Source organism: Streptococcus sp. 2018110 (assembly GCF_019754115.1).
Lineage (GTDB): Bacteria > Bacillota > Bacilli > Lactobacillales > Streptococcaceae > Streptococcus > Streptococcus hashimotonensis.
This window is the reverse complement of sequence record NZ_JAIJZO010000016.1, coordinates 1-22,678: the sequence shown is the minus strand read 5'-3', so window position 1 is coordinate 22,678 and position 22,678 is coordinate 1. Positions and strand designations below refer to the sequence as shown.

15 protein-coding genes, 12 tRNA genes and 1 rRNA gene are annotated in these 22,678 nt (G+C 43.6%); 2 read left to right on the top strand and 26 right to left on the bottom strand.

Going from position 1 to position 22,678, the window contains the following annotated elements:
• Positions 1–147: 147 nt before the first annotated feature.
• The 3 genes from rpoC to pbp1b all read right to left on the bottom strand — a co-directional run bounded on the left by rpoC (position 148) and on the right by pbp1b (position 10,217).
• Complete coding sequence (rpoC, locus tag K5Q34_RS09165) at positions 148–3,795, bottom strand: DNA-directed RNA polymerase subunit beta' (RefSeq protein ID WP_024385119.1); 3,648 nt, start codon at positions 3,793–3,795, stop codon at positions 148–150.
• A gap of 177 nt (positions 3,796–3,972) precedes the next feature.
• Positions 3,973–7,545: a DNA-directed RNA polymerase subunit beta gene (rpoB, locus tag K5Q34_RS09160; protein ID WP_024385118.1), complete on the bottom strand. Its 3,573-nt coding sequence runs from the start codon at positions 7,543–7,545 to the stop codon at positions 3,973–3,975.
• A 248-nt stretch (positions 7,546–7,793) separates the two neighbouring features.
• Complete coding sequence (gene pbp1b / locus K5Q34_RS09155) at positions 7,794–10,217, bottom strand: penicillin-binding protein PBP1B (protein WP_024401499.1); 2,424 nt, start codon at positions 10,215–10,217, stop codon at positions 7,794–7,796.
• Positions 10,218–10,363: 146 nt separating this feature from the next.
• On the opposite strand from pbp1b, the gene tyrS reads away from it, so the two are divergent.
• Positions 10,364–11,620 (top strand): tyrosine--tRNA ligase, encoded by a 1,257-nt coding sequence (tyrS, locus tag K5Q34_RS09150; protein WP_221864872.1) that lies wholly within the window; start codon positions 10,364–10,366, stop codon positions 11,618–11,620.
• A gap of 56 nt (positions 11,621–11,676) precedes the next feature.
• A complete protein-coding gene (locus tag K5Q34_RS09145; RefSeq protein WP_221864871.1) occupies positions 11,677–12,054 on the top strand; it encodes an HIT family protein in 378 nt (125 codons plus the stop codon).
• Between the two features lie 339 nt (positions 12,055–12,393).
• Here K5Q34_RS09145 and K5Q34_RS09140 read toward each other — a convergent pair whose 3' ends face one another.
• The 23 genes from K5Q34_RS09140 to rrf all read right to left on the bottom strand — a co-directional run bounded on the left by K5Q34_RS09140 (position 12,394) and on the right by rrf (position 22,547).
• Positions 12,394–12,603: a heavy-metal-associated domain-containing protein gene (locus tag K5Q34_RS09140; protein ID WP_221864870.1), complete on the bottom strand. Its 210-nt coding sequence runs from the start codon at positions 12,601–12,603 to the stop codon at positions 12,394–12,396.
• Positions 12,600–13,046: a CopY/TcrY family copper transport repressor gene (locus K5Q34_RS09135; RefSeq protein WP_221864869.1), complete on the bottom strand. Its 447-nt coding sequence runs from the start codon at positions 13,044–13,046 to the stop codon at positions 12,600–12,602. Before K5Q34_RS09135 ends, K5Q34_RS09140 begins: the two co-directional genes overlap by 4 nt.
• A 102-nt stretch (positions 13,047–13,148) precedes the next feature.
• Positions 13,149–14,657, bottom strand: a complete 1,509-nt coding sequence (locus K5Q34_RS09130; RefSeq protein ID WP_029172118.1) for a zinc ABC transporter substrate-binding protein AdcA — start codon at positions 14,655–14,657, stop codon at positions 13,149–13,151.
• A 9-nt stretch (positions 14,658–14,666) separates the two neighbouring features.
• Positions 14,667–15,479, bottom strand: a complete 813-nt coding sequence (locus K5Q34_RS09125; RefSeq protein ID WP_002936593.1) for a metal ABC transporter permease — start codon at positions 15,477–15,479, stop codon at positions 14,667–14,669.
• Complete coding sequence (locus tag K5Q34_RS09120; protein ID WP_024385111.1) at positions 15,472–16,176, bottom strand: metal ABC transporter ATP-binding protein; 705 nt, start codon at positions 16,174–16,176, stop codon at positions 15,472–15,474. Before K5Q34_RS09120 ends, K5Q34_RS09125 begins: the two co-directional genes overlap by 8 nt.
• Positions 16,177–16,620: a zinc-dependent MarR family transcriptional regulator gene (locus K5Q34_RS09115; RefSeq protein ID WP_012774904.1), complete on the bottom strand. Its 444-nt coding sequence runs from the start codon at positions 16,618–16,620 to the stop codon at positions 16,177–16,179.
• Between the two features lie 166 nt (positions 16,621–16,786).
• Positions 16,787–16,978 carry a hypothetical protein gene (locus K5Q34_RS09110; RefSeq protein ID WP_205028885.1) on the bottom strand — a complete coding sequence of 64 codons (192 nt, stop codon included), beginning with the start codon at positions 16,976–16,978 and terminating at the stop codon, positions 16,787–16,789.
• The gene (locus K5Q34_RS09105; RefSeq protein WP_161941060.1) at positions 16,975–17,136 is read right to left on the bottom strand and encodes a hypothetical protein; all 162 of its coding nucleotides are present in this window, start codon (positions 17,134–17,136) and stop codon (positions 16,975–16,977) included. The genes K5Q34_RS09110 and K5Q34_RS09105 overlap by 4 nt, the downstream gene beginning before the upstream one ends.
• A gap of 39 nt (positions 17,137–17,175) precedes the next feature.
• Positions 17,176–18,006 carry a hypothetical protein gene (locus tag K5Q34_RS09100; protein ID WP_205028886.1) on the bottom strand — a complete coding sequence of 277 codons (831 nt, stop codon included), beginning with the start codon at positions 18,004–18,006 and terminating at the stop codon, positions 17,176–17,178.
• Between the two features lie 6 nt (positions 18,007–18,012).
• Entirely contained in the window at positions 18,013–21,123 is a 3,111-nt protein-coding gene (locus tag K5Q34_RS09095; protein WP_221864884.1) for an SEC10/PgrA surface exclusion domain-containing protein, read from the bottom strand.
• 269 nt (positions 21,124–21,392) lie between these two features.
• Positions 21,393–21,476 (bottom strand) — tRNA-Leu (locus tag K5Q34_RS09090).
• Between the two features lie 11 nt (positions 21,477–21,487).
• Positions 21,488–21,559: transfer RNA gene (locus K5Q34_RS09085), tRNA-Gln, on the bottom strand.
• 11 nt (positions 21,560–21,570) lie between these two features.
• Positions 21,571–21,643 (bottom strand) — tRNA-His (locus K5Q34_RS09080).
• 7 nt (positions 21,644–21,650) lie between these two features.
• Positions 21,651–21,721: transfer RNA gene (locus K5Q34_RS09075), tRNA-Trp, on the bottom strand.
• A 7-nt stretch (positions 21,722–21,728) separates the two neighbouring features.
• A tRNA-Tyr gene (locus K5Q34_RS09070) sits at positions 21,729–21,809 on the bottom strand.
• A gap of 20 nt (positions 21,810–21,829) precedes the next feature.
• Positions 21,830–21,902: transfer RNA gene (locus K5Q34_RS09065), tRNA-Phe, on the bottom strand.
• Positions 21,903–21,917: 15 nt separating this feature from the next.
• Positions 21,918–21,991, bottom strand: a tRNA-Met gene (locus K5Q34_RS09060).
• Between the two features lie 9 nt (positions 21,992–22,000).
• Positions 22,001–22,090 (bottom strand) — tRNA-Ser (locus K5Q34_RS09055).
• A 5-nt stretch (positions 22,091–22,095) separates the two neighbouring features.
• Positions 22,096–22,167, bottom strand: a tRNA-Glu gene (locus K5Q34_RS09050).
• Positions 22,168–22,173: 6 nt separating this feature from the next.
• Positions 22,174–22,247: transfer RNA gene (locus K5Q34_RS09045), tRNA-Ile, on the bottom strand.
• Between the two features lie 30 nt (positions 22,248–22,277).
• Positions 22,278–22,348 (bottom strand) — tRNA-Gly (locus K5Q34_RS09040).
• Positions 22,349–22,353: 5 nt separating this feature from the next.
• Positions 22,354–22,426 (bottom strand) — tRNA-Val (locus K5Q34_RS09035).
• Between the two features lie 5 nt (positions 22,427–22,431).
• Positions 22,432–22,547, bottom strand: a 5S ribosomal RNA gene (gene rrf, locus K5Q34_RS09030).
• Positions 22,548–22,678 lie beyond the last annotated feature (131 nt).

The following is a 22,678-nucleotide window of genomic DNA, read 5'->3' as shown; positions in this document are numbered from 1 at the left end:
AATATTACTTCCTTTTTCGTACACATTATATCGAAATTGTATGATTTAAGAAAACATTCTGCTTGTTAATTCCTTATCAAGTCATATATATGTTTCTTTCCGAATATCAAAAAGCACATCCCTCAAAGAGAGATGTGCCATCTTAATTTACTCAGTTACTGCTGCAAGTTCTGCTTCTGCTGCAAGTTCTTCAGCTACTGTGTCTTCAATGATTTCAACTTCATTGATGGCTTGTGGTTCAAGATTACGGTAGCGGGCCATACCTGTACCTGCTGGGATAATCTTACCGATAATAACGTTCTCTTTCAGACCGAGAAGGTTATCGCGTTTACCACGAATGGCTGCATCTGTAAGAACACGAGTTGTTTCTTGGAAGGATGCGGCAGACAAGAATGAGTTGGTTTCAAGGGACGCTTTTGTGATACCCATAAGAACTGGACGAGCTGTTGCCGGAATACCACCTGCAATAACCACTTCCGCATTGGCATCTGTAAAGTCGGTAATGTCCATGAGGGTACCCATGAGAAGATCTGTATCTCCTGGATCCATGACACGAACTTTACGAAGCATTTGGCGAACCATTACCTCGATGTGCTTGTCGCCGATTTCTACACCCTGGCTACGGTAAACTTTTTGAACTTCAGAAAGAAGGTAAGTTTCAACCGCCAAGACATCACGGACTTCAAGCAAGCGTTTTGGTTGGATAGAACCTTCGGTAAGGGCTGCTCCACGCGCAACTTGGTCACCAACTTCAACCTTCATACGGGCTGTAAATGGAACCACATATTCGCCTTCGCCAGTTTTACCTTTAACAAAGACTTTCTTGGTACGAGTAGAAGCATCTTCTTCAATAGCGATAACTTCACCTTTAACCTCAGTGATAACCGCTTCCCCTTTCGGATTGCGGGCTTCAAAGATCTCTTGGACACGAGGAAGACCCTGCGTAATATCGCTGTTTGAGGCTACACCACCCGTGTGGAAGGTACGCATTGTAAGCTGTGTACCAGGCTCACCGATAGATTGGGCAGCGATTGTACCAACTGCTTCACCCACTTCAACCGCATCACCTGTTGCCAAGTTGATACCGTAACAATGACGGCAGACACCGTGACGAGTATTACATGTAAATACGCTACGGATGGTTACTTGTTCAACACCAGCATTGACAATTTCGCGGGCAATATCTTCAGTAATCAATTGGTTTGGACCAATGATAACGGCACCCGTTTCAGGATGTTTAACAGTTTTCTTAGTGTAACGACCTTGCAAACGCTCTTCAAGTGGCTCGATCATTTCCTTGCCATCTGTGATTGAACGGATGTCAAGACCACGGTCTGTTCCACAGTCGTCTTCACGGATAATAACGTCTTGGGCAACGTCAACCAAACGACGAGTCAGATAACCTGAGTCGGCTGTCTTCAAGGCCGTATCCGTCATACCCTTACGGGCACCGTGAGTTGAGAAGAACATTTCCAATACAGAAAGACCTTCACGGAAGTTAGACAAGATAGGCAATTCCATGATACGTCCGTTCGGAGCTGACATCAGACCACGCATACCGGCCAACTGGGAGAAGTTGGAAATGTTACCACGGGCACCAGAGTCCATCATCATAACGATTGGGTTCTTCGGATCTTGTTTTTCAACCAGACGTTTTTCCAATTTTTCCTTAGCTGAACGCCATTCATCTGTAACAGCTGCATAACGCTCATCGTCAGTAATCATACCACGACGGAATTGTTTCTTGATTTGTTCTACACGTTCGTGAGATTCTTCAATGATTTCAGCCTTGTTGTCGATAACTGGGATATCCGCAATACCCACTGTCAAACCAGCGAGTGTTGAGTGATAATAACCCAAGTCTTTCAAACGGTCAAGCAGGGCTGAGGTTTCAGTTGTACGGAAACGCTTGAAGATTTCAGCGATGATGTTACCAAGATTTTTCTTCTTGAATGGTTGGTTGATTGGCAATTCTGCAATAGCAGCCTTGATATCTGAACCTGGTTCCAAGAAGTATTTATCAGGGGTTCCTTCTGTCAAGTTAGCATTGTTTGGCTCTTGCAAGTATGGAAGACCTTCTGGCATAATCGCGTTGAACAAGATTTTTCCGACAGTTGTCATCATGACCTTGTGTTTTTGGTTGTCTTTCCAAGGCTTATCAAGGCTATCTGTTGCAATACCAACACGGGTATGCAAGTGAACATAGCCGTTGCGGTAAGCCATAACAGCCTCATCCGCATCCTTGAAGACCATACCTTCACCTTCACGACCAGCATCTTCCATGGTCAAGTAGTAGTTACCCAAAACCATATCCTGAGATGGTGTTACGACTGGTTTACCATCTTTAGGGTTAAGGATGTGTTCTGCCGCAAGCATAAGGATACGTGCTTCTGCTTGTGCCTCTTCTGACAATGGAACGTGAATCGCCATCTGGTCACCGTCAAAGTCGGCGTTGTAGGCTTCACAGACAAGCGGGTGCAAACGAAGGGCTTTACCGTCGATCAGAACTGGCTCAAAAGCCTGGATACCCAAACGGTGAAGGGTAGGTGCGCGGTTCAAAAGAACTGGGTGTTCTTTGATCACTTCTTCCAAGATATCCCAGATACGATCATCACCACGTTCAATCAAACGTTTCGCAGCTTTTACGTTACCAGCAATATCACGGGCAACGATTTCGCGCATGACAAACGGTTTGAAGAGTTCGATAGCCATTTCGCGTGGCACACCACATTGGTACATTTTCAGCGTTGGACCAACGGCGATAACGGAACGTCCTGAGAAGTCAACACGCTTACCAAGCAAGTTTTGACGGAAACGTCCTTGCTTACCTTTAAGCATGTGGCTGAGTGATTTAAGTGGACGGCTACCTGGTCCTGTGATTGGACGACCACGGCGACCGTTGTCAATCAAAGCATCCACAGCTTCTTGGAGCATACGTTTTTCGTTTTGTACGATAATTCCTGGAGCATTAAGTTCCAAAAGACGAGCCAAACGGTTGTTACGGTTGATAACACGGCGGTAGAGTTCGTTCAAGTCTGATGCGGCAAAACGACCACCATCCAATTGAACCATCGGACGCAAATCTGGTGGAATAACAGGAAGGATGTTGAGAATCATCCACTCAGGCTTGTTACCAGATTTGTAGAAGGCATCTAATACATCCAAACGACGAACTGCTTTAATGCGTTTCTGACCAGAAGCTGTTTTCAATTCTTCTTTCAAGGCTGCGATTTCTTTTGGAAGATCGACTTGTTTCAAGAGGTCTTGAATCGCTTCTGCACCCATTTTGGCAACGAATGAACCATAACCATATTCACGCAAACGCTCACGGTATTCGCGCTCAGTCATGATTGACTTGTGCTCAAGCGGTGTATCTTTCGGATCGATCACCACGTAAGCTGCGAAGTAGATAACTTCTTCCAAAGCACGTGGGCTCATATCCAAGGTCAAGCCCATACGACTTGGAATCCCTTTGAAATACCAAATGTGTGAAATTGGTGCTTTCAACTCAATGTGTCCCATACGTTCACGACGTACTTTTGCACGAGTCACTTCAACACCACAGCGGTCACAAGTAATCCCTTTATAACGGATACGCTTGTATTTACCACATGAACACTCCCAGTCTTTTGTTGGACCAAAGATGACTTCGTCAAAGAGTCCATCACGTTCTGGTTTAAGTGTCCGATAGTTGATTGTTTCAGGTTTTTTAACCTCACCGTAAGACCATGAACGAACCTTACTTGGTGAAGCTAACGTGATTTGCATACTTTTAAATCGATTTACGTCAACCACTAATAATCCCTTTCTTTTCTTGTGAGAGGCTGGATTCCCAGACCTCAAATTCTTGAACAATAATCAGCAGAATGGATAGCTGGTAAGCTATTCCTCTATAAATCAGACGGTGGAAGACCGTTGGTCCTTGTCTCTTTCAGTTCTGAGATTTGGACCAACTTATTCCATCCATTCTAATTATTCTTTGCCTTCTGCTTCTTCTGCTGCAAAGGCTGCGGCTGCATCAGCTGCGGCTTTTGCACGTGCTTTTTCAAGATCATCTACGTGGATGATGTCATCATCTTCACCTTCATCAAGGTCACGCAATTCTACTTCATTGTTGTCTTCATCAAGGACACGCATATCCAAACCAAGTGATTGCAATTCTTTGACAAGAACGCGGAATGATTCTGGAACACCTGGTTTTGGAATTGGTTTACCTTTGGTGATGGCTTCATAGGCTTTAAGACGGCCTGTCACATCATCTGACTTGTAAGTCAAGATTTCTTGAAGGACGTTAGAAGCACCGTAGGCTTCAAGGGCCCAAACCTCCATCTCACCGAAACGCTGACCACCAAACTGAGCCTTACCTCCGAGTGGCTGTTGGGTAACGAGTGAGTATGGTCCGACTGAGCGGGCGTGAAGTTTATCATCAACCATGTGGTGAAGCTTGATCATGTACATGACACCGACAGATACACGGTTGTCAAATGGCTCACCTGTACGTCCATCGTAAAGAATGGTTTTGGCATCTGAGTCCATACCTGCTTCTTTAACAGTTGACCAGAGGTCTTCTGAACTTGCACCATCGAAAACTGGTGTTGCGATATGAATACCCAAGTTGCGAGCCGCCATACCCAAGTGAAGTTCCATAACCTGACCGATGTTCATACGTGATGGCACCCCGAGTGGGTTCAACATGATGTCAACTGGTGTTCCGTCTGGAAGATATGGCATATCCTCAACAGGTACAATACGTGAAACGACACCCTTGTTACCGTGACGACCGGCCATCTTATCTCCGACCTTGATCTTACGTTTTTGAGCGATGTAAACACGAACCAACATGTTAACACCTGATTGCAATTCATCACCGTTGGCACGAGTAAAGATTTTCACATCACGAACGACACCATCGGCACCGTGAGGTACACGAAGAGATGTATCACGTACTTCACGTGACTTGTCACCGAAGATAGCGTGCAAGAGGCGCTCTTCAGCAGAAAGATCTTTTTCACCTTTTGGTGTGACTTTACCAACAAGAATGTCGCCCTCTTTAACTTCCGCACCGATACGGATAATCCCCATTTCATCCAAGTTGCGAAGAGCATCTTCACCAACGTTTGGAATTTCGCGAGTGATTTCTTCAGGGCCTAACTTGGTATCGCGTGTTTCTGATTCGTATTCTTCCAAATGAACAGATGTATAGACATCGTCTTTCACAAGGCGTTCAGACATGATAACCGCATCCTCGAAGTTGTAACCTTCCCAAGTCATGTAGGCAACGATAGGGTTTTGACCAAGAGCCATTTCCCCATTTTCCATAGAAGGTCCATCTGCGATGAAGTCGCCTTTTTCTACGACGTCGCCCAATTTTACAAGGGTACGTTGGTTGTAGGCAGTACCAGAGTTTGAACGACGGAATTTAGAAATGTGGTAGACATCAAGCGAGCCATCTTCACGACGCACTTCTACCTTGTCCGCATCTGCGTAAACAACCTTACCATCGTGTTGAGCAATGATTGCCGCACCTGAGTCGTGGGCAGCCTGGTATTCCATACCAGTACCAACGTAAGGTGCTTTTGGATCAATCAAAGGAACAGCCTGACGTTGCATGTTGGCACCCATGAGGGCACGGTTGGAGTCATCGTTTTCCAAGAAAGGAATACATGCTGTCGCAACGGCAACTACCTGCTTAGGAGAAACATCCATGAAGTCTGCTGAATCTGCTGGGAACTCTTGGTTGTTACCTTGGTGACGTCCCATAACAATCTTATCAACGAAACGGTTGTTTTCATCAAGTGGTGAAGTTGATTGTGCTACGATGTAGGCATCTTCTTCATCCGCTGTCAACCAAACGATTTCGTTCGTTACTGTACCAGTTGCACGGTCGATCTTGCGGTATGGTGTTTGAATGAAACCATACTTGTTAAGGTGTCCATAAGAAGACAAGTTGTTGATCAAACCGATGTTTGGTCCCTCAGGTGTTTCAATCGGACACATACGACCATAGTGGGTGTAGTGAACGTCTCGAACCTCATAACCAGCACGGTCACGAGTCAAACCACCAGGTCCCAAGGCTGACAAACGGCGTTTGTGAGACAACTCAGAAAGTGGGTTGTGTTGGTCCATGAACTGTGACAACTGAGATGAACCAAAGAATTCTTTGATTGCGGCTGTAACAGGACGGATATTGATGATTTGTTGTGGCGTCAATACTTCATTGTCTTGAACAGACATACGCTCACGCAAGTTACGTTCCATACGAGTCAAACCGATACGTACTTGGTTAGCAAGCAATTCACCAACGGCACGAATACGACGGTTACCCAAGTGGTCAATATCATCTACACGACCAAGACCCTCAGCCAAGTTGAGGAAGTAGCTCATTTCAGCCAAGATGTCCGCAGGTGTTACTGTACGTACGTTTTCTGCTGGATTCGCATTACCAATCACCGTCACAACACGTTCTGGATCCTTAGGAGCTACAATCTTGAATTTCTGCAAAAGAACTGGCTCAAGAAGAACAGCGTTGTCATTTGGAATATATTCTACCAAGTTGAGTTCATCGAATTGTGCTTCTACTTTTTCAAGCACATCACGACTCAATACAGTACCAGCTTCCAAGACGATTTCGCCTGTCTCACCGTTAATCACATGCTCAGCAAGTGTTTGGTTGAGCAAACGAGTACGGAGGTTGAGTTTTTTATTGATTTTATAACGACCAACAGGTGCCAAGTCGTAACGACGTGGGTCAAAGAAACGAGCTGTCAAAAGGCTACGAGAGCTTTCAGCTGTCTTTGGTTCACCTGGACGAAGACGCTCATAGATTTCCTTGAGGGCTTCATCTGTACGAGAATCTGCTGGGTTTTTATGAATATCTTTTTCAATGGTATTGCGAACCAATTCGCTATCACCGAAGATGTCAAAGATTTCATCATCGCCTGAGAAACCAAGCGCACGAACAAGCGTTGTGAACGGAATCTTACGCGTACGGTCAATACGAGTGTAGGCAATGTCTTTTGAGTCTGTTTCCAATTCCAACCAAGCTCCACGGTTAGGGATAACCGTTGAACCATAACCTACTTTACCGTTCTTATCTACTTTATCATTGAAGTAGACACCTGGTGAACGAACCAACTGAGAAACGATGATACGCTCTGCACCGTTGATGATGAAGGTACCCATTTCAGTCATGATTGGAAACTCACCGAAGAAGACTTCTTGCGTCTTGATCTCGCCAGTTTCTTTATTCACCAGACGGAAAGTTACATAAATTGGAGCTGAGTAGTTCGCATCATGCGCACGTGCCTCTTCCAATGTATATTTAGGTTCTTTCAATTCATAACCAACGAATTCCAATTCCATGGTATCCGTAAAGTTTGAAACTGGAAGTACATCTTCAAAGACTTCTTTCAAACCATAATCTAAAAAGTCTTGGAAAGAGTCCGTTTGGATTTCAATCAAATTTGGTAAATCAAGAACTTCCTTGATTCTTGAAAAACTACGACGGGTACGGTGCTTACCGTACTGAACTTCATGTCCTGCCAAGTTAATTCTCCTCTATTTTTCTATTGATTTTTCTGCAAAATCAAACACATTTGTCTTTTGTTAGAATTTTTAGAATCTTTAAGAATAGGTAACAATTCTCAAAAAAATTCCTCATAGACACAAAAAGAGCAGCTAAATCTTCCTTTGAAAAAGTTTGATTTAACTGCTGCAAGCCTTGTTTGGACAATATTTCAAACAAGACACACGACAAATAATTTACACTATTATAGCACAAGTACTAGGAAAAATCAAGGTGAATCATTATTCGCTTGCTCACTAGTTGCTGTTTGCGTTTCTGATGATTGGTTCGTGTTATTAGCTGAAGAACTCGTGCTAGTCCGAGTCGAACTGCTTCGTTGGGTTGAGCTACTTGATGTTGGTGTTTGCGAGCCGATAATTGTATTCCAAGCCTGTGCTCGGTCACTATCTGTCCCCCCAACCATGAAGTTATAGCTCGTTACTGGTGCACCATTTTTAGCCCAATAACTAGTTGTCATCGCACCGCCAACTGTTACTTGGCGCCCATTTACCTGTGTCGTCCCTGCACGTTGACCTGTAGAAGCAACGACGCTAGAAGCAATAACACTACTGTCTAATTCAAATTTTCCTGCGAACATATCCGCATTAACATTGTAAAGAGCATCAACCATATGGGCCACATATTGTGAATTATTGTGGTAGCCAGTCCAGACATACATTTCTGAGTTATCATCATTCCCAGCCCAGGTACCTAAAGTTACTCTAGGGGTCGATAGCATGAGCCACACGTCATTGACTTCATTACTTGTTCCCGTCTTACCGACGAAATCAGACGATGCTGCCTGTGGGTTTAAACCACTCAATCGACTCTTGAACGTCGTAGTATACCCAGAGTTGACAACCTGTCTCAAAAGCTGGTTCATAATACTTGCAGTTGCTTTAGAATAGACCTGAACCGGAGCAGCTTCATGCTGATACACTACTGTTCCATCAGAGGCAGTAATGCTTTCAACAATGTAATGTTTGTTATAAACACCACCATTTGCCAAAGTTTGATAGGCATTGGTATTTGTCAATACTGAAATTTCAACACCACCGCCCAACGGTACACTTTCAATATCGTACATAGGAATATGATAATTCATTTTATCCATGTACGCTTTGGCATCTACACCTGCATTTCTCATCATCTTATAGGTCCAAAAAGCAGGAATGTTAACAGAACGGTCAATAGCCGTCTGTAAGTTCATCATGCCAGTACCACGTCCTGAACCATACATAATCGGTTGTCCACTTGAAAAGTTCGTTGGATAATCTGAAAGGATGCTGGCAGAACCTATCAAACCTTGATCAATCGCAATACCGTAAGCTAACAGAGGCTTGATGGTTGACGCTGGCGAACGAAGAGTATCAAAGGCATGGTTATTTTGGTTGGTTGCATAATCGCGACCACCCACAAATCCTAAAATGGCTCCTGTGGCATTATCAATTAACACACTACCTGTCTCGACATATTCGTTTCCATCATCCAAAACAGATCCATAGTTTGCCACAACAGACTGCATCGCCGCATAGATTCCTTGATCAACGGTACTCTTAATCGTATAGCCGCCTTGACTCAATTCTTGCTTAGCCAATTCTTCATAGGAAGCCTTAGTTTCATCATTTTTCAAGTCATTTTCAGAAACCTTATCGCGTTTTACCAGATAATCAAACATAACCTCTTGCGCTTCTTCCATGACCTCGTAGTAGAGATAATCTTTCGTATCCGCCATTACAGGAGCTGGAGCAATAAAATCTTGTTTAATATCGTAAGCTTTGTAGGTTTCGTATTCTTCCTTGGTCAAGAATGACGCCCGATACATATTAAAGAGAACATCTTGATAGCGTTCAATACCGTAAACCATATCTTCATCTGATTTACGTGTTCCATCTGATGCATAGGGAGAATAAACAATCGGACTTTGCGGTAAGCCTGCAATAAAAGCAGCCTGCGGAACAGTCAAGTCTTTCGCTGGTTTACCAAAAATTCCCTGAGCCGCAGCTTCTACCCCTGCAATATTTCGTCCCTGATTATTTCGACCAAATGGAGAAACATTTAGGTAAATGGTCAAAATCTCTTCCTTGGTCATATTCCGCTCTAATGCCAAAGCCGAAACAATCTCATTAGCCTTACGCGTAAAGGTTGGAGCATCTCCGACAAGTTGCTGTTTTATCAATTGCTGCGTCAAGGTTGAACCACCGCTAGATGAACCTAGACCAACTGATCCCAGTGCCGCACGCAAAACAGCCTTAGGCACAACCCCATTGTGGGTTTCAAATGTTTCATCCTCTGTCGCAATTACAGCCTGTTTTAGATAATTAGAGACCTCTTCCGAAGTAATGGGTACACGAAGCAAATCTGAATTAACTTCCGACACCAAGCTACCATCCGAATAGGTAACGGTGGAAATCCGACTAACTTCTGAAACCTTCGCTACCAGTTCCTCTGTTTTGGGAATCTTAACGTCATCGAAAAGACTAACCACGAAACCAATTCCTATACCCGCACCAAAAAGACCGAATAGGAAGACCAAGACTGCTACTGAATTGAATAATAATTTCAGCGTCCGAAGGAAAACTCCCACTACATCCCCTAAGCCTAGGGCACTGATTTTCTTTTTAAAATCTTGCTTATCTGATTTAGTCGCCATATTAACTCCTTATCGTTCCATTATACCAAATTTTGTTTATTTTCCGCAATTTCGTGGTATAATAGGAGAGAATTTTTTAATGGTAAGATGCGGTTTTAGCTTGTAAAAAACTCAAAAACCAAAGCATCTAATTGAAGGAGAAACGCATGAACATTTTTGAAGAACTAAAAGCACGTGGCTTGGTCTTTCAAACGACTGATGAAGAAGCCCTAGTAAAAGCATTAACAGAAGGGCAAGTATCCTATTATTCTGGCTACGACCCAACTGCCGATAGCCTGCATTTGGGGCATTTGGTACCAATCCTCGTCTGCCGTCACTTGCAATTAGCAGGGCACAAACCTTACGCTCTAGTTGGTGGAGCTACTGGTCTGATTGGCGACCCTTCCTTCAAGGATGCGGAGCGCAGCTTGCAAACCAAAGATACCGTAGACGGTTGGGTTGATAAAATCCAAGGTCAACTCTCTCGCTTCTTGGATTTTGAAAATGGTGACAACAAGGCCGAAATGGTCAACAACTACGACTGGTTCTCAGACATCAGCTTTATCGACTTCCTCCGTGATGTTGGTAAATACTACACAGTCAACTACATGATGAGCAAGGACTCTGTGAAAAAACGGATTGAAACAGGGATTTCCTACACCGAGTTTGCTTACCAAATCATGCAGGGTTATGACTTCTACGAGCTCAATGACAAACACAACGTGACCCTTCAAATCGGTGGTTCTGATCAGTGGGGCAACATGACAGCTGGTACTGAATTGCTTCGTCGCAAGGCTGACAAGTCTGGTCACGTGATGACTGTTCCTCTCATTACCGACTCAACAGGTAAGAAGTTTGGTAAGTCAGAAGGCAACGCTGTTTGGCTTGATGCCGACAAGACTTCACCGTATGAAATGTACCAATTCTGGCTCAATGTCATGGACGACGATGCCGTTCGTTTCTTGAAAATCTTTACTTTCTTGTCACTTGATGAGATTGCTGAGATTGAAGAAAAATTTGACGCTGCCCGTCATGAACGCCTAGCTCAGAAGATTTTGGCTAAGGAAGTCGTGACATTGGTCCACGGTGAAGAAGCCTATAACCAAGCCCTTAACATCACCGAGCAATTGTTCGCTGGCAACATCAAAAACCTATCTGCAAAAGAACTCAAACAGGGCCTTAGCAACGTTCCAAACTATGCTGTACAGGCTGAAGACAACCTTAACATCGTGGAACTCTTGGTTACCTCTGGTATTGTCACCTCAAAACGCCAAGCTCGTGAGGACGTAGCAAATGGTGCGATTTATGTCAACGGCGAGCGTGTGCAAGACTTGGACTACACACTGTCTGACAGCGACAAAATCGACGGCGAGTTGACCGTTATCCGTCGTGGGAAGAAAAAATATTCAGTTTTGACTTATTAATATTTTTCAAGGAAATCCTATGTGATTTCCTTTTCTGCTAACCTAGGAGAAATGACATGACCTGTATTTTTTGTCACCAACTCAATGAAAATGACATTCTCTACCAGACGGAGCATTTCAAGGTCGTCTGGGACATTGACCCTGTCCAAACAGGGCATCTGCTGATTATTAGCAAGGAACACTATGACACGCTCCACCAAGTCCCTCCTGCTGTTCGCTATGAGCTATCAGACTTGGAAGTCTTGTTGACTGAAAAACTCTGTCAAATATTGGCAATTGACGGTGTGACCATAGCCTGCAACGATCGCTTGTTTGATGCTGGCACCCATTTCCATGTCCACCTGATTCCACGCTTTCAATCAGACGGCTTCTGGGACCAAATTTCACTTGCACAAGTCCAACTAGACCTGCATCGATTTCTCAAAGCATTATAAAAAGCAGCCCGACAGCTGCTTTTTCGCTTATATAGTCGCTTAGTTTCCTTTTAGTACTCGCTTCAAAGGTTTGGGGAACCTTTGAAGGCTAGAGATAGTGCGAACCAGGTTCGCTTCAAAAGCCGCAGGCATAACTCAATGCTTTCTTGTTTCTAGGTGACTAGCTGATGTACTTCGCTTTTTTGTTTTCAGGCCCAGGTACGAATAGTCCACTGGACTATTCGTATCCCCCAGACTGTTTCAATCAGGCAAGGCGAGTTCCAACACTCCAGTGGAGTGTTGGAAATAAGGAAACGACGTTTCCTCGCTCATCGAAGTAATAAAAGAGAAACTAAATGACTATATCAATTCTTCCACTTCATAGATAGTATCATCCAGCACCTCTTGGTACCGTTCCAAGTCATAGGCCACAGAGGTTTCCACCTCCGCCAACTGCTGATCCAGCTGGATTTTCACATCTTCCACCCCATCCATTTCCAAGAGGTGTTTGGTCACGTGCTTGACACAGTTTTGGCACGATAAGTTTTTCAATTTCAAAGTTTGCTTCATATTCTTTCTCCTTTTGCATGATGCCCACAGGTACATTGCCCCGCCAAACACCGACAAGCGATTTGCTCGGGTGCAGTCTTTTGTAGCTGAGAGATTTTGCTGGCTATATTTTCTAAGCTTTTTTGGGAAAATATCCCTGTGTCTAGCAGTTTTTCAACCAGTTGCCCCTGTTTTGTGGAACATATGGCAGCTAGTAAGAGCTCCACCTGCCCCTGCAAATGTTCCTCTTCACTGATAAGCGGGTAGTAGTGGTACTTGCTAGTTTCCTTAGCCATTCTCAAATAGTTTTTCTTCCGCAGCCGCCCCAAGAGTGTCTTAATGGTCGTCGCCTGCCAATCAAAACCTTCCTGCAAGGCCTGAATAATTTCCTGAGAAGTTGCACCAGGATAGGCCCACAGAACCCGCATGACCTGCCACTCCGCAGCAGAAATTGTCTGCTCCACACATTCACCTCCCAACAATCATTTTCTAACTTTAGTTTACATTTGTAGTCAAAAATTGTCAAGAAGAAAGACTGAACATCTTGCCCAGTCTTCTCATTATTCTTAGTGAGCCAGCATTTCCTGACCAATTTCCAAACCAGTCAAACCAACAGGATAATATGTCGGCCAGTTTTCCAACTCTTCCAACAGTTTTTCTTGGCTCTCTCCACCAAAATAGATATGGAAGTGACCTGTTTTAACAGGGGCGATATTGTGGTCGCTAAATTGAACATACTTATAGTTACCAGCATTTGCATCCGTTGCTTCAAACAAGAAACGAACACCACGATTTCCTTTTTTGTAGGTCAAAATCTTATAACCCACATACTTATATGTGAATTTTTCTTTCTTATCTCCCACTACAAATTCCATGGTATTATCTGTAATGTTAATTTGATCAACATCTGTTTTGTAGCCTGTATCGTAATAAGCCTTGTACTCTTCAGCTGTCATACCACCTTTGATCTTAGCCTTGTAATCCCAGACTTGATCCAGCGTCCCGTCCAGCAAGTATGGATAAACCGACTGCCACTCACCTGCATAATCTGAAAGAGTACGATCTTTTACGGCACTATCTTCAAAATAACCATTATAGACAGTTTGCGCAGTCTCAGCACCTTCTTCTGGCAAAATTTCAGAACCTTCTTGGGAAGTTGTTTTTTCAAGAGCAGTCAGATTATCTTCCATAACAGAAATATAATCCTTACCATTTTTCATATCCTCATCCGTCAAACTTTCAAGAGGATTAAGAACGTCCAACTGAACCCCAGTCTCTTTAGCAAGTGTTTCTGCAACAGATTTTGACGCATTTTCTTCAAAATAGATATACTTAATACCATATTTATTGATATACTCTGTCAATTCTGCTAGACGTGATGGAGTCGGATCCTCATCTGCAGCAACACCTGTAATAGAAACTTGTTTCAAACCATAGTCCAAAGCCAAATATGCAAATGCAGTATGTTGTGTAACAAAGTATTTCTGTTTCGCAGCAGATAATGTTTCAGAATATTTCATATCTAAAGCATCTAATTTCTCAATATAGGCTGCCGCATTTGTTTCAAAAGCATCTTTCTTTTCTGGGTATTTAGCTACCAAACTATCACGAATATTTTCTACAAGTGTGATGGCACGCTCAGGAGACAACCATACATGCGGATCATAAGCATGGCTATGGCCCTCCTCACTATGGTCGTGATCCTCACCTTCTTCACTACCTGGCAACAAGAGCATCCCTTCCGTCGCACTAATCACATTAACCTTTGTTGTGTCAAGTGATTTTTCAACATCATGAACCCATGTTTCCATATTTTCATTTTCATAAACAAAAGCATCTGCCTCTTGGATACGAGCAATATCTTTAGCTGACGGCTCATAACCATGAACCTCTGTCCCAGCCTTAACCAACAGATCAACATTTGCCTCATCACCTGCCACCTGCTTGGTAAACTCATAAACAGGATAAAAGGTCGTTACAATATTCAACTTCCCATCTTCAGAAGCTGTGCTATTGCCACAAGCCCCTAAAAGCAAAGCTGAGACAGACAAGAATAATAAACCAACTTTTTTCATCTTAACTCCTTATTTTTTAAATTTTTGAACAACATTCACCAGTAAGAAAATACTAATGAAAATCAAGGTAATACTTGCACTCGCCGGGGTTTCTGCATAGTAAGAAGTCAACAAGCCCATGACCATTCCAAAAAAGCCAATGCCCATCCCAGTAAAGATAACAGCTTTAAAACTCTTACCAAGTCGCAATGCAATAGAAGCAGGCAACACCATAATTGTTGAAACCAGCAAAGCACCTGCCGCAGGAATCATTAGGGCAATGGCAACACCAGTCACCACATTGAAGGCAATGGACATAGCTCGCACAGGCAACCCATCTACAAATGCCGTATCCTCATCAAAAGTAAGAATATACATCGGACGTAAAAACAGCAATGTCAGCACAATAACAATCACAGCAATCGTAAACAAAGCAATTACCTGCTCCTGACTAATCGTCACAATCGAACCAAACAGATATTGTTCCAGGCTAAGCCCTGATTTCCCACCAGATTTATTCATGACAATAAGCGAAATAGCCAAACCAGTCGACATGAGGATAGCCGTCCCAATTTCCATAAAATTCTTGTAAATTGTCCGCAAATACTCTAAAAATACAGCTGCCACAATAACGACAAGAACAGTCGAAAGCGTTGGTGAAATCCCCAATACCAAACCAAATGCAACCCCCGCCAACGAAACATGACTAAGAGTATCCGACATCAAACTCTGTCGTCTGAGTATCAAAAAGACCCCCAAAATAGGCGAGAACAGACTCATCGCAATGATTGCCAGGAAAGCACGCTGCATAAAGTCATAATGAAATACAGATAGATCAAACATCGGCAACCTCCTCATCCGCTTCATGAACATTGAAACAACGCCAAGGAGACTGCTGATCACGAACTAGGTGAATATTACGATCAGCGTATTTATTCAATTCATCAGGATCATGAGTTATCATCAAAACCGACTTTCCATGCTTCTTAGCCGAATGATGCATGAGCTGGTAAAAAGCATCCTTGGTCCCTGCATCCATCCCTGTTGTCGGTTCATCCAGAATAAAAATATCTGGATCAGAGGCAAACATACGCGCAATGACCGCACGTTGCTTCTGCCCACCACTCAAAGCACCTAAGCGCTTATCCCGATGTTCCCACATTCCAACTGATTCCAAACTAATCCGAACATGTTCCTCATCATGGGCTGTCAAACGACGAAACCAACCTTGTCGAGGATAACGCCCTGATTTTACAAATTCGTAAACCGTGCTCGGAAAACCAGCATTAAAACTTGCAATTTGCTGAGGTAAATAGGCCATTCTCAACTTCTTACCTTTTATACTCTTCTCAGCAATAGAAACCCTCCCCTGTTTGGGCTTCAATATCCCCAAAGTCGCCTTAATGAGGGTTGTCTTGGCTGCGCCATTCTCACCAGTCAAAGTCACAAATTCCCCACTATCAAGATAATAATGAATATGTTCTAAAACCGGTTCTTTGTCGTAGTAAAACGACAAGTCTTCCACAGTAATATATCTCATTTATTTTCTAATCTTCTCCACTAACTCACTTAAGAATCGAGCAATTGACTCCTGCTCTTCGAGACTATAATTTTCCAAAAGCTCTTCATAAGCTTCCAAGGTATGCGCGTGATGATGAGCATGCTCTGCTGCAATAGGCTTAGCAGCCTCAGTCAAACTAAAGCGAACAATACGAGCATCCTTATCATCTCTAACCGCCACCAATAACCCCTGAGCAACTAATGACTTTGTAGCCTTCGTGATCGCAGCCTGACTAACATTCAACTCCTTAGCAATCTCAGTATTAGTATATGCAGCCTTTTCAATAAGCATCAAAATATGCTCCTGCGTATTCGTCAACTTCACCGTGCTTTGACAAGAACCAACCAAAATCTCCAATTGATTCTCCGAACTCAAAACAATCTCGTGCAGGTACTTCTCAATTTCTAATGCAATACGATTCATAGGCATCCCCTTAACCTTTTAATTAACTTGTTAAGTATACCACATGGAAAACAAAAAAACAAGGAAAATTTGCTGAAAAAGAGTAGATCTATCCATAGCAACTCATAAGCCTTCTTAATAAAAAAGAAACACCAATTTCTCAGTGTTTCTTCATCTCAAACTATTCTTACCATCTGTTAACAGCAGATTCCACCTCAGTTGTAACATCCCTATACTCGAGATTATTCAAGCTTGCATAGACATCATCGATACTATCACGATAAAAATGATCCGACTGAGCAGATAGCTTAACCATTTTATCTTTATCTAGTTCACTCGGTGCTTCTAGTGTAACAATACCATCCTTGTCAATAATCAATTTAGAGAAATTGTAAACATAGAAATCTGTTGAAGTTTTGACAAAAGAATCTTCTTTTTAAAAGAAACCGATAGATATTCTTTCGTTCCCACCTGACAAGCCGTTAACACCAAAACTGACAAGGCTACAAAACCTACTCTTAATAATTTCTTTTTCATCTTTCTCCTACAAGCCAGGACTTCTCCAGTTCATTTGAATCAGCGAATAGTTGCATGGACGCCGTAACGCTCCATGTTAGCTAATTTTTCATTAGCTCGCGCATTCTGGATAGCTGCCCTTGCCGCGGCATCTTCCAAATGAGCCTGCCCTTTACGAAGTCGCTCTGCCTGATCACGCAGTTGTGAAATTTGAGCATTCCTCCGCGCCAATTGTTCTGCCATTTTTTTCTGTTGATTCATCACAGATTGTTGATGCTGTTCTGTCCGCCAAAGGTTGGCAGCTTCTTGGAAATTCGTTGCACGGAAATCCTGCAACAAGACCAACATACCCGCAAAATCTGTCAAATTTGCAAAATTATCAGGGATCAGAGACAAGAAATAAAGAAGTGTCTGGTTGCTTTCCAATGCTAACTTATCTGCAAGGAGCGACTGATATTCTTGAGAATGTTCCGCTTCAACAGTTGCTTCTTGAGTAACCTTCTCAAGTTGTTTCTTACTAAGTACATTTACAGTATAATTGAGACCGAAAGCCGAATGTTTTTTATTAGTCGGTCTAGCCATAAGCCACATAAAGAGACGGACTGTAGCCTGCCCAAATAGATACATCACCCCCATCATGAAAAGAGCGTTGAAAAAATTATTGCCGAGTTCAACCACTCCCATCAGGGCAAAAATGATACCACCAATATTTCCATTCCGATTATACTTAGCTGTTGTAGCCTGTTTAACACGCGTACTAATAGTCTGTTCAACAATAGAAGACATTTTATTCTTAATAGTAAAGAATTCATCAATCTGCACATACAAATACTGCAAAATATCAATGAGTTCCTCGCGACCAAATTGGTTTATATTTTGTTGTTCTGCCATTCTTTCCTATCCTCTTCTCCGTTTTTTTGCATAACCTAGTCCAAGACCAGCAAGGGCCGTGTAGCCTAACAATACCAAAAGGCTTTCTTGTGAGCCCGTTTGTGGCAGCTGTCTATACTTTTCAACTCTGCTATAAGTGATTGGCTGTAGCTTAGTACCTGCAGTTTGGTTGCCATCAAAGTAGCCCACAATCTTACCAACTTTATCTGTGATAGCAATCGGTTGACCGCCTGCATCATTGATAGCTTGTCTCTGAGCCACAATCTGTGCTTGGGTATAAGCCTCCTTCACAGCCTCATATTGAGCTTTAGCATCACGTTGGTTCTTCAAGAATTGGTCCAACTTATCAATTTCAGCATCAAGGGTTGCTTTAGCAGCAGTGTGAGCCTTGATAGCTTTTGCAAGCTCTGCTTGAGCATCTGCAAGGACTTGGTCAGCATTTTTGAGTGCTGCAAGCTTAGCCAATTGTTCGGCAAGTTGCGCTTTCAATACAGCAATTTCATCTGCAATCTTAGCTTCTTCAGCCTTCAATGCCTCTACTTTCGACTGAGCTTCTGCAAGAACGACTTCGCTGGTAGACTTAGCTTCTTTCAGTTGAGCCAATTTTGCTTCTTCAGCAGCCAATTGACTTTTCGCATCTTCAAGAGCTTTAGTCTTAGTTGCTACATCTGCGTTGAGGTTGTCAACAGCTTGTTGAGCCTTAGCCAAGCGAGTTTCAGCAGCTTGACGAGCAGCGGTTGCACTTGTCAATGTAGCCTGGGCGGCTGGTGTTTGGTCAGCGATTGCTTCAAGGCTTGCAATGGTTGCACGAGTTGCAGCAAGTGCAGAGTGAGCCTTGTCATTTGTAGTTCTTGCCTGAGCAAGAGTTGCTTTGGCACTTGTGTCTGCTGCGACAGCTTTTGCTTGAACCGATTTCGCATCTTCAAGAGCTTTAGTCTTGGTTGCTACGTCAGCGTTTAGGTTGTCAACGGCTTGTTGAGCAGCAGCAAGGCGCGTTTCAGCGGCTTTACGCACAGTGGTTGCACTTGTCAAGGTAGCTTGTACCGCTGGTGTTTGGTCAGCAGTAGTTTTCAAAGCAGTCAATTGAGCTATAGTTGCTTGTAAAGCTGATTGAGCTTGGTTGTTAGCAGTTGTTGCACTAGCAAGAGTTGTTTGTGCTTGCTTGTCAGCTTGTGTCGCTTGAACCTGTGCTGTCTTAGCCGTTGCCAATTCAGCCTTAAGGGCTGTTGTGTCGTATGGTGATGCGATGGTGTTACCACCTTTGTCTGCAAATTGGATGGTATGAGCGCGTCCGAATCCACCAGGTGTTACGCTTGTAACAAAGGCTCCGCTGGTTTGTACATTAACGGTACCACTACCAGCATATCGTGGAAAATGCCAATATTCGTTTGTAATATGCGCATAATTTTGGTTGTAATCACCAGCCCATGTATTGATTGACATACTGAAAATGTTCCGATATAACTGAGTCATGGTGGTAGTTTTAGTGGAGATGAATGCAATCCCCTCCGAGTTGTAACTTACATTATTATTGCCATCATTTCTTAATGCTGTATAGCTGTGATCACCAGTATTATCATTTTCAGCTGTATAATTTTTAGCAATTTGCATAGCCGCTTGTATAGCATCTTTTGTGACAATCACATCTTCGTTGTTTGAACCCCAAATTTGCTTACGCACAGCATTTTCAATATAAACATAGTATTGAGATAAAGCTGTTACTTGCTCTTCTGTCATGTTTGCGGGGTCAACCACAGTTGTGTCAACAGGAGTTACCATTGTTTTAGTATAGCCAACCATATCGGTTGTATACCATGTATTGACTGCATCAAACAAAGCATCTTTATTGCTTTGAGACTTATCCTTCACAAACGCCTTATAAGCATCGATAACATCTTGTGACAGTTTTGGGGTTGTTAAGTTATCAAAAGCTGCGATGTTAGCTGTCAACTCTGCCACTTTGTTGTCGGCAGCTGTTTTTGCGGCTGCTTTGAGTTTAGCATCAGCCTGTGCTTGTGCAAGAGCTGCCGCTGTTTGGTTAGCAGTCGCTTGTTGTTGCGTTTGTGTTTCAGTAAGGCTTGCAAGGTCGCTGGCCTTTTTAGCATCCGCAGCTTGGGCAGTTGCAAGGTCAGTTTGTGCCTTGTTTTCGGCTGCTTGTGCTTGTGTAAGGTCTGCTTGTGCATCATCGCGTTCTGCAATGATTGCAGCAGCTCCAGTACCGTCTAGTGCCTTCTGGGCCTTATCCACCGCCGTATTGGCATTTACCAAGTCAGCTGCCGCTTGAGTAGCGTCTGCTTGCGCTTGTGCAAGGTCACTTGCAGTCTTATCAGCTGTTGCTGATTGAGTAGCTTCAGTTGCTTTAGCAGTTGCCAAGTCACTTGCTTTCTTAGCATCAGCTTCTTGAGCTTTAGTAAGGTCGCTTTGTGCTTTGGTTTCTTCTGCTTTAGCAACTTCAAGGTCACTTGCAGCATCGTCACGTTCTGCGATAACTGTCTCTTTACCTGTGCCATCTAGAACTGCTTGTGCATTATCCACAGCTGTTTGAGCATTGTCCACAACAGTCTCTTGAGCATCAATGGCCGCTTGGTCACTATTTACTTTAGCTTGTGCATCATCGGCTTTTGCTTGTGCTTCAGCTGTGTTTTCAGCGGCTTGAGTAGCCTTGCTTTCAGCTTCTGAAATAGCTGTTTGCGTATTAGCAACTTCTATTTCAGCTTTCGCAATGTTCTCATCAGTCGCTTCGGCCTTGTTTGTTTCAGCCTCTGCAACCACTTCATTGGCCCTTTCAACCACGTTTGCGGCATTTTCTTCGGCAACACTCGCATCCACCACCACAGCAGTCTGATCAGTTACAGCCTGGTCAGCAGCAGTCTTAATAGTAGCCGCCTGATTAACCGTTGCTTCAGTCGGTGTTTCTGTTACAACAGCAGCACCATTGGTCACGATAACACCTGATACCGTCTCAATACCTACACTAGCTGTCAGAGACACCTCAGGGCTCTCTACAGGGCTTGTAGGGGTATTTACAGCTTCTTCAGCATGCACACCATTTGCAATTACAAATGAGCTAAGAGTCGCTACTCCAATAGCTGTGCTCTTTATCAGTTTCTTGCCCATCAATTGAATCTCCTTTTTTAGCAATTAGGAAAGGCTTGGCTGTAAAGTCAAGCCTTGTTATACTAGTATAACAAGCGATTTGTCAAGTATTTTGTGCAATAAATACAGGAAACAACTGTTTTCCCATTATCAACGTAATAAAGTAGAAGTATTATAGCAAATCTAACAGTACTACAATGTCAGAAATATTCTGAGCACCCAAAAAACACCCAACCCGCCAGACAAAGCAAAAAAGAAACGCTGATAAATCAACGTTTCTTCATAAACTATACCGGCGGCCGGGGTCGAACCGGCACGTCCTTGCGGACACTGGATTTTGAGTCCAGCGCGTCTGCCAATTCCGCCACGCCGGCATATAGTTGAACTGGGGTAGCTGGATTCGAACCAACGCATGAGGGAGTCAAAGTCCCTTGCCTTACCGCTTGGCGATACCCCAATATTAAAATAGGCGAGTGAGGGGAATCGAACCCCCGAATGTCAGAGCCACAATCTGATGTGTTAACCACTTCACCACACCCGCCATATAACACGGGCAGTAGGAATTGAACCCACACTGAAGGTTTTGGAGACCTTAGTTCTACCTTTAAACTATGCCCGTAAAGGTATGGAGAGAGAGGGATTCGAACCCCCGAACCCGAAGGAGCGGATTTACAGTCCGCCGCGTTTAGCCTCTTCGCTATCTCTCCGAAATATAATATTAAATTAATGGCGCGAGACGGAATCGAACCGCCGACACATGGAGCTTCAATCCATTGCTCTACCAACTGAGCTACCGAGCCAAATTCTTAAAGAAATTGCGGGAGCAGGATTTGAACCTACGACCTTCGGGTTATGAGCCCGACGAGCTACCTAGCTGCTCCATCCCGCGATAGTAGTAAGGAGGATGTGGGATTCGAACCCACGCACGCTTTTACACGCCTGACGGTTTTCAAGACCGTTCCCTTCAGCCGGACTTGGGTAATCCTCCAAATATAGTCCGTACGGGATTCGAACCCGTGTTACCGCCGTGAAAAGGCGGTGTCTTAACCCCTTGACCAACGGACCATATAATGGGCACGAGTGGAATCGAACCACCGACCTCACGCTTATCAGGCGTGCGCTCTAACCATCTGAGCTACGCGCCCAAACCAAGTTTGGGTATGAACTATGTTCAAAGCGGGTGACGAGAATCGAACTCGCGACAACAGCTTGGAAGGCTGTAGTTTTACCACTAAACTACACCCGCTTATATGGGAGTTAACGGGATCGAACCGCTGACCCTCTGCTTGTAAGGCAGATGCTCTCCCAGCTGAGCTAAACTCCCAATTTGCTAAGCGACTACCGTATCTAACAGGGGGCAACCCCCAACTACTTCAGGCGTTCTAGGGCTTAACTGCTGTGTTCGGCATGGGTACAGGTGTATCTCCTAGGCTATCGTCACTTAACTGTTGAGTCTTGTCAACTCAAAATTGAATATCTATATTCTAACAAGTTTTACCAACGCTGTCAATATTGACTTCGGTTTTAATAAGTAATTGTATTCGAACTAAAAAGCTAGTGATTTAGATAAATCTCC